Below are 12,608 nucleotides of genomic sequence, written 5' to 3'. Positions count from 1 at the left end.
GTGTCGTAGCCGGGGCGGCAGGCAGCCGCGGTCGACGCTTGGAGTGTGGGTCGCTGTCTGGATGACCGGCATCAGGAGTGGAGGCGCATGCTCGTTCTGGGGCGCTCGCAGGTCGAGGCCCTGCTCGACGTGGACTCGCTGGTCGACGCCTTGGCCTCGGCGATGGCAGACCTCAGTGCGGGCCGCGCCTCGGTACCCGACCGCGTCGCCGCCCTGGTGGGCGAACGCGATGGGTTCCTGGCGGCCATGCCAGGCTTCCTGCCGTCGGCCGGAGTCCTTATGACCAAGCTCGTGTCGCTCTTCCCGCACAACGACCGGCTGCCTACCCATCAGGCGCTGATCGTGGCGTTCGATCCGGACACCGGCGAGCCCGCCGCGCTGCTGGACGGTACGGCCATCACCGCGGCGCGGACCGGCGCCTGTTCCGCACTGTCGACACGACTGCTGGCCCGCGAGGACGCTTCGGTGCTGGCGGTCCTGGGCACCGGAGTGCAGGCCCGGTCCCACGCCCGTGCGATCTGCCGGGTCCGCCCGATCCGGCAGATCCGCGTGGCGGGCCGGGATCCGGCGAGAGCCGCTGCCCTGGCCGAGGAACTCTCAGCCGTACTGGAGGCCGAGGTCCAGGCCGTGACCAGTTACCCCCAGGCTCTCGACGGAGCGGACATCGCCGCCGCGACCACACACGCCGTCGAACCCGTGATCCGCCGCTCCTGGCTGACGCCTGGGGTGCACATCACCTCCGTGGGGTACAACCCTGCCGGCCGCGAGATCGATGACGCCACGGTCGTCGAGGCACTGGTGTGCGTCGAATCGCGGCAGGCCGCGCTTGCCCCGTTCCCCGCCGGCAGCAACGACCTGCTCATGCCGATCCGCGACGGCCTCATCACAGCCGATCACGTCTACGCCGAGCTGGGCGAACTCATCACCGGCAGTAAACCGGGACGCACCTCGCCGGACCAGATCACCCTCTACAAGTCGGTCGGCGTGGCAGTACAGGACGCCGCCGCCACGGGCCTGGTCGTCACCGCCGCCCGCGAGCGGTCGATCGGTGAGGAGATCACGCTGCGGTGATGCCACATTCCGGCGCGCGATCGTCCCACGGTGAGCGGCTGGATCGACAACCCGCACGACACACCGGCGCCTTGTCCGACGTGGAGGTGAGGGTAGCTACGAGCCTTCAGCCCGCAATCGGCGGATCGATCTGGTGCTCGTGGAACACCTTGACCAGGGCTTTCATCAGGGAGAGCTGACGGCTGCAGTCGTTGACCAGGTCGCCGGCCGACTCGAAGACGATTTCCTGCGTGTTGGCTTGTCCTCCGCCGCGGGCGAAGTGGGCACTCAGACGGCCGGTGCCCGGGTCGTCAGGACAGCTGGTGTGGAACGCGGCGGCCTGGCCGAACTCGGGCAACGCGCCGTAGCCGGACGCGACCCCGGGCTTGCCCATGGTGGCGTCCTTCGCCCGGGCGAACACGTCGAGGCGGAAGCCGAGCGGATGGCGCGCCGCAGGCTCGTACCGGCAGTGCCAACCGCCGTCCCTCCACGCCTGATGGCTCGCCAGCTCGAACGCCGGTCCGCCAAGGACAGATTCCAGCACATCGGAGTCCGGGCACCCCGTCGAGCCGGCCACGCTCGTCGGCGCCTTCGCCTTCGGCCGCCCCTCAGCGTCGGAACCGGGCTCCGACGAGTCAGAAGCACAGGACACAGATCCCGCGAGAAGCACCGCAGCGATCACTGACCGGCGGAAATGAGCGTGACGCATCGACATCTTGTTCTCCCCCGGACGATCCTGGGCTGGTCAGGATGAGTCCGATGCTAGGCGTGTACGCGGCGCTTCACCTCACGATTGCCGCATGACGTAGCGAGGGCGGCGCAACCCTGTCGGGTGGCTCCGCCCTCGACGTGCCCAAGCCCGAGGTGCAACCGCGTGGTGTGAGCGGCCGATTTGCCCAGTGAACCCCCCTCGCCCGGGCAGCTGAGCTGCGAGGCCCTCCCTCGCCCTGGCCCGCGGGTCGTCCCCGCCTTCGGTCGGACCGCCTCGCAGTGCCTGCGCGGAGGTGGAATGAAGCGCTCACTGGAGTTCGGGTAGGAACGACAAGAATTCCTATGAGCGACCAGAGAAGTGTGCGTTTTCTCGACGCCATACGTAACCCTCGATGAGCAGTGGCCAATCGGTCGAGGGTAGCCCCCAGCCTCACGAGTCGGCAGGAACACCAGGCCAGTACCAGCGCCACGACGGGACCCCTCCTGGTGGTGCCCGCGGGCCTCAGCCGTGCCGTCGGGCGTACCCGCTGGTTCCTCAGTCTTGGGCAGGGATGTCCAGGGCGGTTCCGTACAGGCGGGAGACCCTGATCAGGATCACCACGCGCCGATCGGGCAGCGGCTTCTCGCCGGGGCCCGCGTCGTCGGCCGAGTCCACTATTTCCGCCTCGCCTTCGGCTACCGCGAACGACCAGATGTCCGGTCCGCTGACATGGAGCGAGGTGTGGGGGTTACGTCTCAGCTGACGGACTTTGAGGCGGTCCGCAGTGGATGAGACGCGCACGACGCGTTCCTCGGCGTCCCAGTCGTAGAGGACGGTCGACAGGTGTGGGTGGCCGCTGCTCCTGACGCTCGCGAGTACGCCGAACTGCTGCTGTCGCAGCAACTGGGAGAGCTCTTGTGCGGTGAGTGCGCGGGGGGCCGGGCCGTCGTTCCTGGTGGTGCCGCCGGCGATTTCGGTGGCGGTGTCTTCACTCATGGGGCTGAACCTTACGTAGTCCGAGGGCGTCTATGGCATGGCGGTAGCCGGTGTGCCGGTCGGCGGTACCGGGCCGCAGGGCGGGCGGGTCCTGCGGCGGGCGGGCAGCCCGTGGGAGGGGCGGCGGCGGAGGGTTCTGACCGCGATGCTCTGATCCGGCGCCCGAGTCAGGCGTCGGTGTACTGGGCTGCGTATTCCTCGCTGGGCGGGACGACAGTGATGATGTCGATCAGCACGCCGTCGGGGGCGGCGACGATGAAGTGGCGCTGGCCGAACTCCTCGGTACGCAGGGGCAGTACTTCGGGCAGACGGCCCTCTGCCACGAGCCGCTGGTACTCGGCGTCGACGTCCTCCACTTCGAAGTTCAGCAGCAAGCCGCCCTGGAGCGCGACCCGGTGGCCCGTCGGCACTGTGGGGTGCGCGTGGTCGAGGAGGGCCAGCTCGTACTGCGGGGTGTCCGGGCGGCGCAGGCTGACGTACCAGTCCGCCTCGAAGGTGACCTCGAACCCGAGGTGGCGGGTGTAGAAGTCGCGGGCGGCCGCCACGTCCCGGGTGGCGAGCACCGGGTAGAAACCGCTGAGCTTGGTCACGGGCATCGTCGTCCGTCCCTCTGTCATGGCAAGGTCCCCCACTTTCACTTTCGCATACCTTGGGTACGTGAATCGTGGCGTTAGCATACCCTCGGTACGCGAAATGGGAAGGGTGGTGCGCGCGATGGCGGTCAGCCGGGCGGAGCAGCGGGAGGCCACGCGGCAGGCGCTGCTGGCCGAAGGGCAGCGGCGGTTCGCCGCAGACGGGTACCACCACGTGGTTCTGGCCGACGTGGCGCGGGGCGCCGGGGTCACCAAAGGGGCCGCATACCACCACTTCGACAGCAAGGCGGGGCTCTTCCGGGCCGTCCTTGCGGAGGTCCAGCAAGAACTGGGCGAGTGCGTCGCGACCGCAGCCGAGCGGCACAAGGACCCCTGGGAGCAGCTCCGTGCCGGTTGCCGGGCCTTCCTGGCCGCGGGAACCGACCCGGCGGTGCGACAGATCCTGTTGGTCGACGCGCCGTCCGTGCTGGACTGGGACGAGTGGCGGGCGCTGGACGAGGAGCATTCCGCTCGCCACCTCACCGAGGCCCTCGCCGCGCTCGCCGCTACCGGGACCATCGCCGACCAGCCGGTGGAGCCCCTGGCCAGGCTGCTCTCGGGGGCGATGAATGAGGCGGCGCTCTGGATCGCGCGCGGCGGAGATCTGCGCGCCGCTGAGCAGGCACTCGACAGGCTCCTGACCGGCCTGCACACTCCGCACCGACGCCCGCCGACCGCGCCGCCGCGTCCGCAGCCCACGCCATCGGAGCAGCGTGGCCACTGATCGGGTGACGCCGGTGAGATCGAGGTACGGGCCGCGACGCATAAGGCCCCCGTGCCGTTGAGGCAGGTGTTCGACGTCTCAACCCACCGGCAGAGGAGCCCTGTTGGTTCCCTGCCCTGCCGCCCTCGACCTCCCTCACGCTCTAGTCGAGTAGGTCACGACGCTCGCCGTCACCCGCGAGGGGTGGCCCGGCGGCGCAAGTTCCCGCCACGCCAGCGTGCGCGCGTCGCTCTGGTGTACCAGCGCCGCCACGACGCCCTCGCTCGCATCGCGGCCGGGTTCGGGATATCCGTCGACATCGCCCATGCATCCGTCGCCGCCGTCACCGGCCTGCTCACCCCTGACGGGGTGGCTGCAGAGCCCAGGCGGCACGCCGCGTACGGTCAGGCGCATGTACGACCGACGAGACCAGGATCAGGGCACCGGCAGGGCGGCGCCCAAGCACCGCGCCCCCGCTACCGAGGGCGCCGCAGGGGTCAAAGCGGTGGTCTTCGTTTGCGTGACATGTGAAGCCCCTCTGACGGGCCCCCTCACTCGACTGCCCGCGGTTCCCGAGGCGCCGTACTACGAGTGGTGGGACGCCGAGGAGCCTGGTCCGTCGCCGCCGACTGTGCCGTCAGGCTGCTATGCCATCGAGACGGAGCCGTACGGCGCGCCCCTGGTGGTCTCCGAGGCGCCTGCGCCGGCGATGCCGCGCTACGGGACGATCAGCAACGAGCACGGGCAGTGGCTCGTGTCGCAAGGCCCGCGAGGCAACATCGTCATCAACCCGGACGACGCCCATGGTCTGGAGCTTCAGCACGCGTCCTCCGCTTGCTGCGGAGCGACCCCGACCGGCGGAATGAACCAGCTGTGCGCCTGCGGAACCCTCGTCGCCACGCTCTGCTCCGACTGCTGCTGCCCCTACGAACTACATCTTTCAGCCGACCACGTCCGCGCCGCCGGCCTCTGAGACGGCAGCGGGCCGCACTCACTTGTCGGCGACGTTTTCCACATCCACTCCGGGCGTTCGCACCCCGGGGCGGGCCGAGAACGCAGACTCTGCAGCCGCGCCGACGTCAGCAGAAGGATCGGGACCCGCACCGTTTGAACGCGCTGTATCGATCTCGGCAGACGATCTCGACTCCAGGATGCTCCGTGAGCCAGGCGGCGAGGGTGTCCGCGGCGCGGTCCGGGAGGAGAGCGACGGGACGGCCGGATTCGACGTCGAGGAGCACTGTTCCGTAGGTGCGTCCCTTTCGGAACGCGAAATCGTCCACGCCGAGAACACCCCGAGGTCGGCCCCATGGAGTTGACCTACCAGTCCGAGGACCTGCCCGTTTCGCAGCGAGCCGTACACGACCTGAGCCTCTACACCGCCGAACCCGGCAGTACCTCCGGAGATCACCTCAAGCTCCTCGCCAGCCTCGCGGTAACCCGCCGGACGACAGAGCCCACCGACCAACCCGGCTGAGCCGCCCATTCCCATGCGCCGGGCTGGTCAAGCGCCAGAACCCGCACCTGTCGCTCACTCCGGCACTCCGGCGCTCGGGCGCGGTCACCCGGTCGGCCACGCCGACCGCGAAATCGAGACCGAACAGCAGCGGCTTGAGCTGGGCGCCGGCCGTGGAGAGGGCGACGGTGTGTCCGGCGGGCCGAAGCCTGTGACGGTGACCTCGCGGACGTGGTCGTGGTGGCTTCGGCCGCGTCGGTTACGCCTCCTACTTCGCGTCGATCTCGGCGATCAGGCTCTCGATCAGGACCTTGATCTCGTCACGGATCGGGCGGACGGCCTCAACGCCCTGACCGGCCGGGTCCTCCAGGGCCCAGTCCAGGTACTTCTTGCCCGGGAAGATCGGGCAGGCGTCGCCGCAGCCCATGGTGATGACATAGTCCGACGCCTGGACCGCCTCGGTCGTCAGGACCTTCGGCTTCTGGCCGGAGATGTCGACGCCGGCCTCGGCCATGGCCTCGACGGCGGCCGGGTTGACCTGATCACCGGGGATCGAACCCGCGGAGCGGACCTCGATACGGTCGCCGGCCAGGTGGTTGAGGAATCCGGCGGCCATCTGGGAGCGACCGGCGTTGTGGACGCAGACGAAGAGCACGGAGGTGAGCGGCGCGGTGGTCATCGGTTCTTCCTCGGGCAGGGATGGAGCCTGGTGCGGCTGTCGGAGCTTCAGGCGGTGGGCAGGTGTCCAGCAGGGTGGTGATCCGGAGTCGATGCGTTGATGCGTCGATGCGTCGCGGATGGATCGCACGACCGCGATCCGGGTGCCGTCGGGGTCCGGGACGGGCTGGTCCAAGTAGCGGTGGCCGGGCACCACGGTGCAGGCGTTGCCGTAGCCCACGATGATCACGATGCCGACGGCCTGGATGACCACGTCGGTCAGCGGCTGGGGCCGAGGCGGGCGCCACCGGCCGCGCGACGTTCGTCAAGAAGGGCCGGGTGCGAGGACTTGGCCATGGTGGGAACCCCCCGGGTTCGAAGAGGTCAGCCCAGGCTGGTATCAGCTCAGGATGATGTGACAGTATCAGCACATGATGACGTCAGTCGATACTGATCTGATCCGGGTTCTGGGTGATCCCCTGCGCCTCCAGATCGTGACCCTGCTCGCTCGCGAGACGCTCTGCACCACCCACCTCGTGGAGGAGACGGGTGCCAAGCAGACCAACCTCTCCAACCATCTGAGAGTGCTGCGTGAGGCGGAAGTGGTGGAGACCGAGCCGTGCGGCAGGTTCACCTACTACCGGCTCAGGCCGGACGTCATCGAGCAGCTCGCCGGGCAGTTCGCCGCCCTCGCGCAGACCGCGCGCCTGACCGCCGAGGCGAACTTCAAGCGTTCCTGCCCCTGACCTGCCTGCCCCCTGCGCCCCTGACTCGCCTGCCCCCTGCGCCCCTGACTCGCCTGCCCCCTGCGCCCCTGACCTGCCTGCCCCCTGTGCCTCACCTGCCTGCCCCTGTGCCTCACCTGTCGAGGAGACCCAGCCTGTGACCGCCACCGAGCCCGCTGCGAGCGACGCCATAGCCACCGACGCGTCGCCGCAGCCCGCGCCCGGCGCCACCCCGCCCCGCACCCCGCTCGCCGCCCGGGCCGCCGCCGAACTCGTCGGCACCGCTGCCCTGGTGGCGATCGTCGTCGGCTCGGGCATTCAGGCCACCGAGCTCACCGACGACGTGGCACTGCAGCTCCTCGCCAACTCCACCGCCACCGTCTTCGGCCTCGGCGTTCTCATCGCCCTCCTCGGGCCGGTCTCCGGCGCGCACTTCAACCCGGCCGTCACCCTGGCCGAGTGGTGGACCGCTCGCCGCGGCGGTGCGGGCGTGAACGCCCGCGAACTCGCCGTCTACGTCCCCTCCCAGACCGCCGGCGCGATCCTCGGCGCGATCCTGGCTGACGCGATGTTCGGCGAGCCGCTGGTGAAGTGGTCCACGCACGACCGCTCGGCCGGCAACCTCCTCCTCGGCGAGGTCGTGGCGACGGCCGGCCTGATCCTGCTGATCTTCGGCCTGGCCCGCACCGACCGGCTCCGCCTCGCACCCGTGGCCGTCGCCTCGTACATCGGCGCGGCCTACTGGTTCACCTCGTCGACCTCGTTCGCGAACCCGGCGGTGACCGTCGGCCGGGCCTTCACCGACACCTTCGCGGGCATCGCCCCCGCCTCGGTCCCGGCATTCGTCGGCATGCAACTGATCGGCGCGACCGTCGGCCTGGCCCTGGTCGCTGTGATCTTCATGCGTGGCAAGGCCGGCAGCGAGGCTCCCGCGCCACGAGCGGGTCGTACGGCCGGTACAACTCGGTCAGTTCCGGGAACGAGCGAGCTCGCAGTGTGTCCACTCGGTGTCGCAGATCATCACGCCCTCACCCTCAGACCCACTGGCACGGAAACCGGCCTGGCGCGGCGACCGTCAGGAGATGACGGGGCTGCGCCGCTCGACCAGCACGACGTCACGCCAGACGCCGTGATGGCGGCCGATGCGCTCGCGGGTGCCGATCACCCGGAACCCGGCCCGCTCGTGCACGGCCAGGCTTCCGGCGTTCTCGGGGAAGATCCCGGACTGGATGGTCCAGATCCCGGCCGTCTCGGTGGACTCGATGAGCGCCGTGAGCAGGGCGGAAGCGATGCCCTGGCCCCGGGCGTCGGGGTGGATGTAGACGGAGTGCTCGACGACGCCGTCATACGCGCACCGGTCGGAGACCCTCGTGGCGGCGACCCAGCCAAGGACACGCCCGGTCTCGTCGAGGGCGGCGAAGCGGTGCTCGGGCAGCTTGGCCGCGTCGAACTGCTCCCAGGTAGGGGCGGCGGTCTCGAAGGTGGCGTTGCCCTCGTCGATGCCCGCCCGGTAGATCGCGACGACTTCCTCGGCGTGTGCGGCGGTCAGAGGCACGACGACGGTGGCCGCGACGGTCATTCGGCGACCGCCTTGGTGAGGAGCGCGCCCAAGGCGGCGAGGACGGCGGGCTCGGCGCGGTAGTAGACCCAGGTCCCCCGCCGCTCGGAGGAGAGCAGCCCGGCCTCCTTCAGCTTCTTCAGGTGATGGGAGACGGTCGGCTGCGAGACCCCGACGTCGGAGATGTCGCAGACGCACGCCTCGCCGCCCTCGTGCGAGGCGACCGCCGAGAACAGGCGCAGCCGGACCGGATCGCCGAGGGCCTTGAACATCTTCGCGGTCCGCTCGGCCTCCTCGGCGTTCAGCGGGCGCTCGGTGAGCGGCGGGCAGCAGGGGGCGACCTCAGGCTCAAGGAGCGGCAGCGCGGTGACATTCGACATGCATCTATGTTGACACATGTCGAAGCAGGCGCCCAGGGGTGCCCGAGAAGGCGATCCATTTCGATGAATGTCTATGTTGACGAGTGTCGATCCAAATGCCACCCTTGGCAACGCAAGGGATCGACAGATGTCGAAACAAAGGGGATGCCTCGTGAACACCACCGCCACCGACCAGCTGCCCGTCGTGGTCATCGGCGCCGGGCCCGCCGGCCTGGCCGCCGCCGCCCACCTCGTCGAGCGCGGTCTCGAACCGCTGGTTCTGGAGGCCGGACCGGCGGCTGGTGCGGCGGTACGCGAGTGGGCGCACGTCCGTCTCTTCTCCACGTGGGGAGAGGTGACCGACCCGGCCGCCGAGAAGCTTCTGGCCCCCACCGGATGGGTGAAGCCCGACGCCAAGACCTACCCGTCGGGCGGCGACTGGGCGGAGGAGTACCTGGAGCCGCTCGCCGATGTCCTCGGCGACCGCGTCCGCACCGGCGCCACGGTCACCGGCGTCTCGCGCGCCGGCCGCGACCGCGTCGTGGACGCCGAACGCGAGGCCCAGCCGCTCGTCGTCCACGTCGCCTACGCCGCCGGCCGCGAGGAGCGGCTGTTCGCCCGCGCGGTGATCGACGCCTCCGGAACATGGTCCACCCCGAGCCCGGCCGGAGCGTCCGGCCTCACCGCCCTCGGCGAGAAGGCCGCCGCCGACCGCGTCACCTACCGCCTCCCCGAGCTGGGGGACCCGTCCGTCCGATCCCGATACGCGGGCAAGCGCACCGCCGTCATCGGCTCCGGCGCCTCCGCCTTCACCGCCCTTGCCTCCCTCGCGGAGCTGGCCAGGGCGGAGGACGGCGCGGGGGCGAAGGCCGTGTGGATCCTGCGCCGGGGCATCTCCGGCTCCACCTTCGGCGGAGGTACGGCCGACCAGCTCCCCGCCCGCGGCGCACTGGGTCTTGCCGCGAAGGCGGCGGTGGACGAGGGCCACGCCGACGCCGTGACCGGCTTCCGTACGGAGGCGTTCGAGCGCATCGGTGACCGTCTGGTCCTCGTGGCCGAGGACGGCCGCCGGCTCGACCCGGTCGACGAGGTCATCGTCCTCACCGGCTTCCGCCCGGACCTGTCGTTCCTCGACGAGCTCCGCCTCGGTCTCGACGAGCGCCTCCAGGCCCCGGTGGGGCTCGCCCCGCTGATCGACCCCAACCAGCACTCCTGCGGCACCGTCTATCCCCACGGCGTGAAGGAACTCTCCCACCCCGAGCAGGGCCTGTACCTGGTCGGCATGAAGTCCTACGGCCGTGCGCCCACGTTCCTCGCCCTGACCGGCTACGAGCAGGTCCGCTCCGTCGCCGCCGCCATCGCGGGCGACAACGAGTCCGCCGAGCGCGTCGAACTCGTCCTGCCCGAGACCGGGGTGTGCGGCGGCGCCGGCCTCTTCGATCAGCCGGAGACCAGCGAGGCCGCCGACGGCGGTGGCTGCTGCGCGCCCTCGCCGGCCCTGATCCAGCTCGGCATCACGACCCCGGCACCTTCCTGCGGCTCGTGACCGACCTCAACACCCTCACGGACGGGACCGCGACCGGGACGGGGATCCGGTCGCGGCCCCGCCGTCCTGCCCGCGCCGCTCCGTGGCGTTGGCCCGCCCGCATCCACTGATGTGACTCGACGCCGCAAGAGGCGGTGCGGAGCCCCTCCTTCCTGCTGCTAGCGCTCCGGGGCGAATCCAGGGTGTGCGGAGTTATTCGAACACATGCTCTACTGGGTTCATGAGGCACCACACCTTCCCCGACGATCTCGTCGCCGCCCAAACCGCTTGGGCCCACGCGTACGCCGAGCTCGCACGCCCTGGCACGGTCCGTACGACCGTCCTGCGGCGCCGGCTCATCCGGCTGTCGGCCCGGATCGTCTTCCACCCCTACTGGGACCGGCCCGCTCCCGCCGCCGGACGCCCCGAGCTGCTGCACCTGGTCCGCACCGAACAGCGTCACGGAGCGGGCGCGGCATGAACACCCTGCCGCCGCTCGCCGCGCTCGCCCAGGTGAAGGGCGCCCTACGGTTCTTCGCCATGGACGCCGGCCGGCTCGCGCACCGGTTCAGGAAGCGTGCGCTGGTCCAGGTCGGCGTCGACGTCCACATCGGGGTCGCCGACACCTGGGCGAGCGCCGCCACCGCGTCCGCGTGGACCGGGGACCGGTGCGTGGTCCACCAGCGCCGGCACAGGGTTCGACCGCGACGTCCTTGACCCCGCCGTCGTACGGGCCGCGCTCCTGGACGCGGCCGTCACCCTCGCCGCACGACTCCGCGGCTGCGCCCAGGTCACTCGCGGTATGACGCTGGCCGTGCGGCTGGCGGACCACTCCACCGTTCAGCGCACCCGCCGCCTGCCTCAGTCCTCCGCTCACACCGACGACCCGCGCACCGGTGCACTCCGGCTCCTGGACGCGCTCGCCTTCCAGCGTGCGAGGATCCGCCGCATCACCCTGACCGCCGAGGATCTCGTCCCGGCCGTAGAGGGCAAGGGCACCCAGCTCTCCCTCGACCACGCCCGCGAGAACCGACTCCGCCCGGAACCCGTCATCGACCGGCTCAACCAGCGCTACGACACCCGGGTCGCCGGCCCGACCGTCGGCTACCGGAAAGCGAGCTGACCGCCCGCACACCGCAGGGGTCGTCCGGTCGTGTCAGCGCAGGTACGCGTAGTGCGACAGCCGCGAGCCGGCGACCTTCTTCGGTGACCCCGAGGGCCGCGGCCACCTCTAGGACCGGCACGTCCTCCAGGGAGATGATGCGGGCCGCGACAGTGGCCGTCGAGGTGATTCGCGTACTGGGAGGGCTGGACGCCCTCGAAGAGGTTCTCCGGGCGGTTGACGGTCATGAGGTTGCCGTCCTTCCTGGACTGCTCCAGTTCGGCGATGGTGCGGGAGACGGTGTCGGCCAGGGCATCGAGCCGGTCGCGCTCCGCGAGCAGCCGCTGGTGGTGGCTCCGGAGGGCGTCCACCTCGTCGACCTGCGCTGCGAGGATCCGGCCGATCTGCGGTAGCCCGACGCCCAGCGCCCGCAGTACGAGGATCTGCTGAAGCAGCAGAAGCTGGTGCTCCTCGTAGTGGCGGTGGCCGTTGGCGCCGATCCGGGCCGGCGGCAGGAGACCGGTCTCGTCGTAGTGGCGCAGTGTCCGGGCGGTCACGCCCGACATCCTCGCCCGAGTCGGCGCCGGCACCTGGGGGCGGCTCGCCCCGATGGTCGCCGCCGCCCCCATGAGCAGCGCCCGCCCCCGGCCGCGTCCACATCGCCCAGGACGGCGGCGTCCACCCCGGCCCAGGTGCCGTGTCCAGGGTGCAGGTGCCGCCGCCGTGGCGCAGGGCGTTGGTGACGAGCTCCGAAACGACGAGGAGCACGGCGGAGGGTTGCGGTGACGCTCATGCTGTCCATCTGGCCCCCCGGTGTCCGTCGATGTCCTGCTGTCTTCTGTCCGGGGCTTGTGCCCACGCCGGGGCCCTAAGTCCGGCTGGGCCCCCGTACCCTCACTGTTCGAAGGCGATTACCACCCCCTCGAACACACGAAAATCTATCTCGGCCGCAGTAGACATTGAGGGGCGGCGGGGCTATGGTTTCTCACGTAACCCAGAAGGACCGCAGGGCCTGGCAGAGATGAACTGCCGGGCAGCAGTACACGCAGTTGCAGTTCGCAGGACGGTGCGGTGGTGGAGTTTCGAAGCCAGGGTTGTTGCGGGACGGCGACGGGGCTGACGACCGGACCGGGTGGCCCGCGGTGATCAGGGGCCGC

Annotated in this window: 14 protein-coding genes and 5 pseudogenes; 11 read left to right on the top strand and 8 right to left on the bottom strand. The window is 70.5% G+C overall.

The genetic code is table 11. The annotated features are described in order from the left end of the window. The first annotated feature begins 87 nt into the window (after window positions 1–87). On the top strand, window positions 88–1,071 hold the full coding sequence (locus ACIPPS_RS11370; protein ID WP_401429739.1) for an ornithine cyclodeaminase family protein: 984 nt from the start codon (window positions 88–90) through the stop codon (window positions 1,069–1,071). Between the two features lie 106 nt (window positions 1,072–1,177). Here the strand turns inward: ACIPPS_RS11370 and ACIPPS_RS11365 are convergent, their stop codons facing one another. From ACIPPS_RS11365 to ACIPPS_RS11355, 3 genes are all read right to left on the bottom strand, one after another. Next, window positions 1,178–1,627 (bottom strand): hypothetical protein, encoded by a 450-nt coding sequence (locus ACIPPS_RS11365; protein ID WP_401429737.1) that lies wholly within the window; start codon window positions 1,625–1,627, stop codon window positions 1,178–1,180. 669 nt (window positions 1,628–2,296) lie between these two features. Continuing rightward, window positions 2,297–2,737 (bottom strand): pyridoxamine 5'-phosphate oxidase family protein, encoded by a 441-nt coding sequence (locus ACIPPS_RS11360; RefSeq protein ID WP_401429735.1) that lies wholly within the window; start codon window positions 2,735–2,737, stop codon window positions 2,297–2,299. Window positions 2,738–2,904: 167 nt separating this feature from the next. Further along, window positions 2,905–3,354, bottom strand: a complete 450-nt coding sequence (locus ACIPPS_RS11355; protein WP_401429733.1) for a VOC family protein — start codon at window positions 3,352–3,354, stop codon at window positions 2,905–2,907. A gap of 76 nt (window positions 3,355–3,430) precedes the next feature. Between ACIPPS_RS11355 and ACIPPS_RS11350 the strand changes: the two genes are divergently transcribed. The 3 genes and pseudogenes from ACIPPS_RS11350 to ACIPPS_RS11340 all read left to right on the top strand — a co-directional run bounded on the left by ACIPPS_RS11350 (window position 3,431) and on the right by ACIPPS_RS11340 (window position 5,045). Further along, window positions 3,431–4,093, top strand: coding sequence for a TetR/AcrR family transcriptional regulator (locus ACIPPS_RS11350; RefSeq protein WP_401429731.1), 663 nt, complete (start codon window positions 3,431–3,433; stop codon window positions 4,091–4,093). A gap of 103 nt (window positions 4,094–4,196) precedes the next feature. Beyond that, a pseudogene (locus tag ACIPPS_RS11345) lies at window positions 4,197–4,429 on the top strand (IS5/IS1182 family transposase); the annotation flags it as partial. A 55-nt stretch (window positions 4,430–4,484) separates the two neighbouring features. Then, window positions 4,485–5,045: a hypothetical protein gene (locus tag ACIPPS_RS11340; protein ID WP_401431458.1), complete on the top strand. Its 561-nt coding sequence runs from the start codon at window positions 4,485–4,487 to the stop codon at window positions 5,043–5,045. A gap of 136 nt (window positions 5,046–5,181) precedes the next feature. Here ACIPPS_RS11340 and ACIPPS_RS11335 read toward each other — a convergent pair. Next, a pseudogene (locus ACIPPS_RS11335) lies at window positions 5,182–5,370 on the bottom strand (transposase); the annotation flags it as partial. 8 nt (window positions 5,371–5,378) lie between these two features. Here ACIPPS_RS11335 and ACIPPS_RS11330 point away from each other — a divergent pair. Continuing rightward, window positions 5,379–5,546: a hypothetical protein gene (locus tag ACIPPS_RS11330; RefSeq protein WP_401429729.1), complete on the top strand. Its 168-nt coding sequence runs from the start codon at window positions 5,379–5,381 to the stop codon at window positions 5,544–5,546. Between the two features lie 247 nt (window positions 5,547–5,793). Here ACIPPS_RS11330 and ACIPPS_RS11325 read toward each other — a convergent pair whose 3' ends face one another. After that, on the bottom strand, window positions 5,794–6,204 hold the full coding sequence (locus tag ACIPPS_RS11325) for an arsenate reductase ArsC (RefSeq protein ID WP_401431350.1): 411 nt from the start codon (window positions 6,202–6,204) through the stop codon (window positions 5,794–5,796). Window positions 6,205–6,613: 409 nt separating this feature from the next. On the opposite strand from ACIPPS_RS11325, the gene ACIPPS_RS11320 reads away from it, so the two are divergent. Further along, a complete protein-coding gene (locus ACIPPS_RS11320; RefSeq protein WP_401429727.1) occupies window positions 6,614–6,928 on the top strand; it encodes an ArsR/SmtB family transcription factor in 315 nt (104 codons plus the stop codon). A 136-nt stretch (window positions 6,929–7,064) separates the two neighbouring features. Beyond that, window positions 7,065–7,832: pseudogene (locus ACIPPS_RS11315) on the top strand (aquaporin); the annotation flags it as partial. 150 nt (window positions 7,833–7,982) lie between these two features. Here the strand turns inward: ACIPPS_RS11315 and ACIPPS_RS11310 are convergent. Next, entirely contained in the window at window positions 7,983–8,486 is a 504-nt protein-coding gene (locus ACIPPS_RS11310; protein ID WP_401431347.1) for a GNAT family N-acetyltransferase, read from the bottom strand. Then, window positions 8,483–8,845 (bottom strand): ArsR/SmtB family transcription factor, encoded by a 363-nt coding sequence (locus ACIPPS_RS11305; RefSeq protein ID WP_401429725.1) that lies wholly within the window; start codon window positions 8,843–8,845, stop codon window positions 8,483–8,485. The genes ACIPPS_RS11310 and ACIPPS_RS11305 overlap by 4 nt, the downstream gene beginning before the upstream one ends. A 127-nt stretch (window positions 8,846–8,972) precedes the next feature. Here ACIPPS_RS11305 and ACIPPS_RS11300 point away from each other — a divergent pair, with 127 nt between their 5' ends. The 4 genes and pseudogenes from ACIPPS_RS11300 to ACIPPS_RS11285 form a co-directional block, all read left to right on the top strand. Continuing rightward, window positions 8,973–10,370 (top strand): FAD-dependent oxidoreductase, encoded by a 1,398-nt coding sequence (locus ACIPPS_RS11300; protein ID WP_401429723.1) that lies wholly within the window; start codon window positions 8,973–8,975, stop codon window positions 10,368–10,370. 220 nt (window positions 10,371–10,590) lie between these two features. Then, on the top strand, window positions 10,591–10,830 hold the full coding sequence (locus ACIPPS_RS11295) for a hypothetical protein (RefSeq protein WP_401429721.1): 240 nt from the start codon (window positions 10,591–10,593) through the stop codon (window positions 10,828–10,830). Next, window positions 10,827–11,066 carry a hypothetical protein gene (locus ACIPPS_RS11290; RefSeq protein ID WP_401431455.1) on the top strand — a complete coding sequence of 80 codons (240 nt, stop codon included), beginning with the start codon at window positions 10,827–10,829 and terminating at the stop codon, window positions 11,064–11,066. The genes ACIPPS_RS11295 and ACIPPS_RS11290 overlap by 4 nt, the downstream gene beginning before the upstream one ends. A gap of 19 nt (window positions 11,067–11,085) precedes the next feature. Next, window positions 11,086–11,472 (top strand): annotated as a pseudogene (locus ACIPPS_RS11285) (hypothetical protein); the annotation flags it as partial. Between the two features lie 161 nt (window positions 11,473–11,633). On the opposite strand, the pseudogene ACIPPS_RS11280 reads toward ACIPPS_RS11285, so the two are convergent. Continuing rightward, window positions 11,634–12,080, bottom strand: a pseudogene (locus tag ACIPPS_RS11280) (MerR family transcriptional regulator); the annotation flags it as partial. Between the last annotated feature and the right edge of the window lie 528 nt (window positions 12,081–12,608).

Source organism: Streptomyces sp. NPDC090127 (assembly GCF_044746945.1).
Lineage (GTDB): Bacteria > Actinomycetota > Actinomycetes > Streptomycetales > Streptomycetaceae > Streptomyces.
This window is presented reverse-complemented; position numbering and strand designations above follow the sequence as displayed.

Coding starts and splice junctions, on each gene's coding strand:
- ACIPPS_RS11360 (WP_401429735.1), bottom strand. CDS start 2,737: ATGAGTGAAGACACCGCCACCGAAATCGCCGGCGGCACCACCAGGAAC.
- ACIPPS_RS11330 (WP_401429729.1), top strand. CDS start 5,379: ATGGAGTTGACCTACCAGTCCGAGGACCTGCCCGTTTCGCAGCGAGCC.
- ACIPPS_RS11295 (WP_401429721.1), top strand. CDS start 10,591: ATGAGGCACCACACCTTCCCCGACGATCTCGTCGCCGCCCAAACCGCT.
- ACIPPS_RS11290 (WP_401431455.1), top strand. CDS start 10,827: ATGAACACCCTGCCGCCGCTCGCCGCGCTCGCCCAGGTGAAGGGCGCC.
- ACIPPS_RS11305 (WP_401429725.1), bottom strand. CDS start 8,845: ATGTCGAATGTCACCGCGCTGCCGCTCCTTGAGCCTGAGGTCGCCCCC.
- ACIPPS_RS11355 (WP_401429733.1), bottom strand. CDS start 3,354: ATGACAGAGGGACGGACGACGATGCCCGTGACCAAGCTCAGCGGTTTC.
- ACIPPS_RS11300 (WP_401429723.1), top strand. CDS start 8,973: ATGTCGAAACAAAGGGGATGCCTCGTGAACACCACCGCCACCGACCAG.
- ACIPPS_RS11370 (WP_401429739.1), top strand. CDS start 88: ATGCTCGTTCTGGGGCGCTCGCAGGTCGAGGCCCTGCTCGACGTGGAC.
- ACIPPS_RS11350 (WP_401429731.1), top strand. CDS start 3,431: ATGGGAAGGGTGGTGCGCGCGATGGCGGTCAGCCGGGCGGAGCAGCGG.
- ACIPPS_RS11310 (WP_401431347.1), bottom strand. CDS start 8,486: ATGACCGTCGCGGCCACCGTCGTCGTGCCTCTGACCGCCGCACACGCC.
- ACIPPS_RS11320 (WP_401429727.1), top strand. CDS start 6,614: ATGATGACGTCAGTCGATACTGATCTGATCCGGGTTCTGGGTGATCCC.
- ACIPPS_RS11340 (WP_401431458.1), top strand. CDS start 4,485: ATGTACGACCGACGAGACCAGGATCAGGGCACCGGCAGGGCGGCGCCC.
- ACIPPS_RS11325 (WP_401431350.1), bottom strand. CDS start 6,204: ATGACCACCGCGCCGCTCACCTCCGTGCTCTTCGTCTGCGTCCACAAC.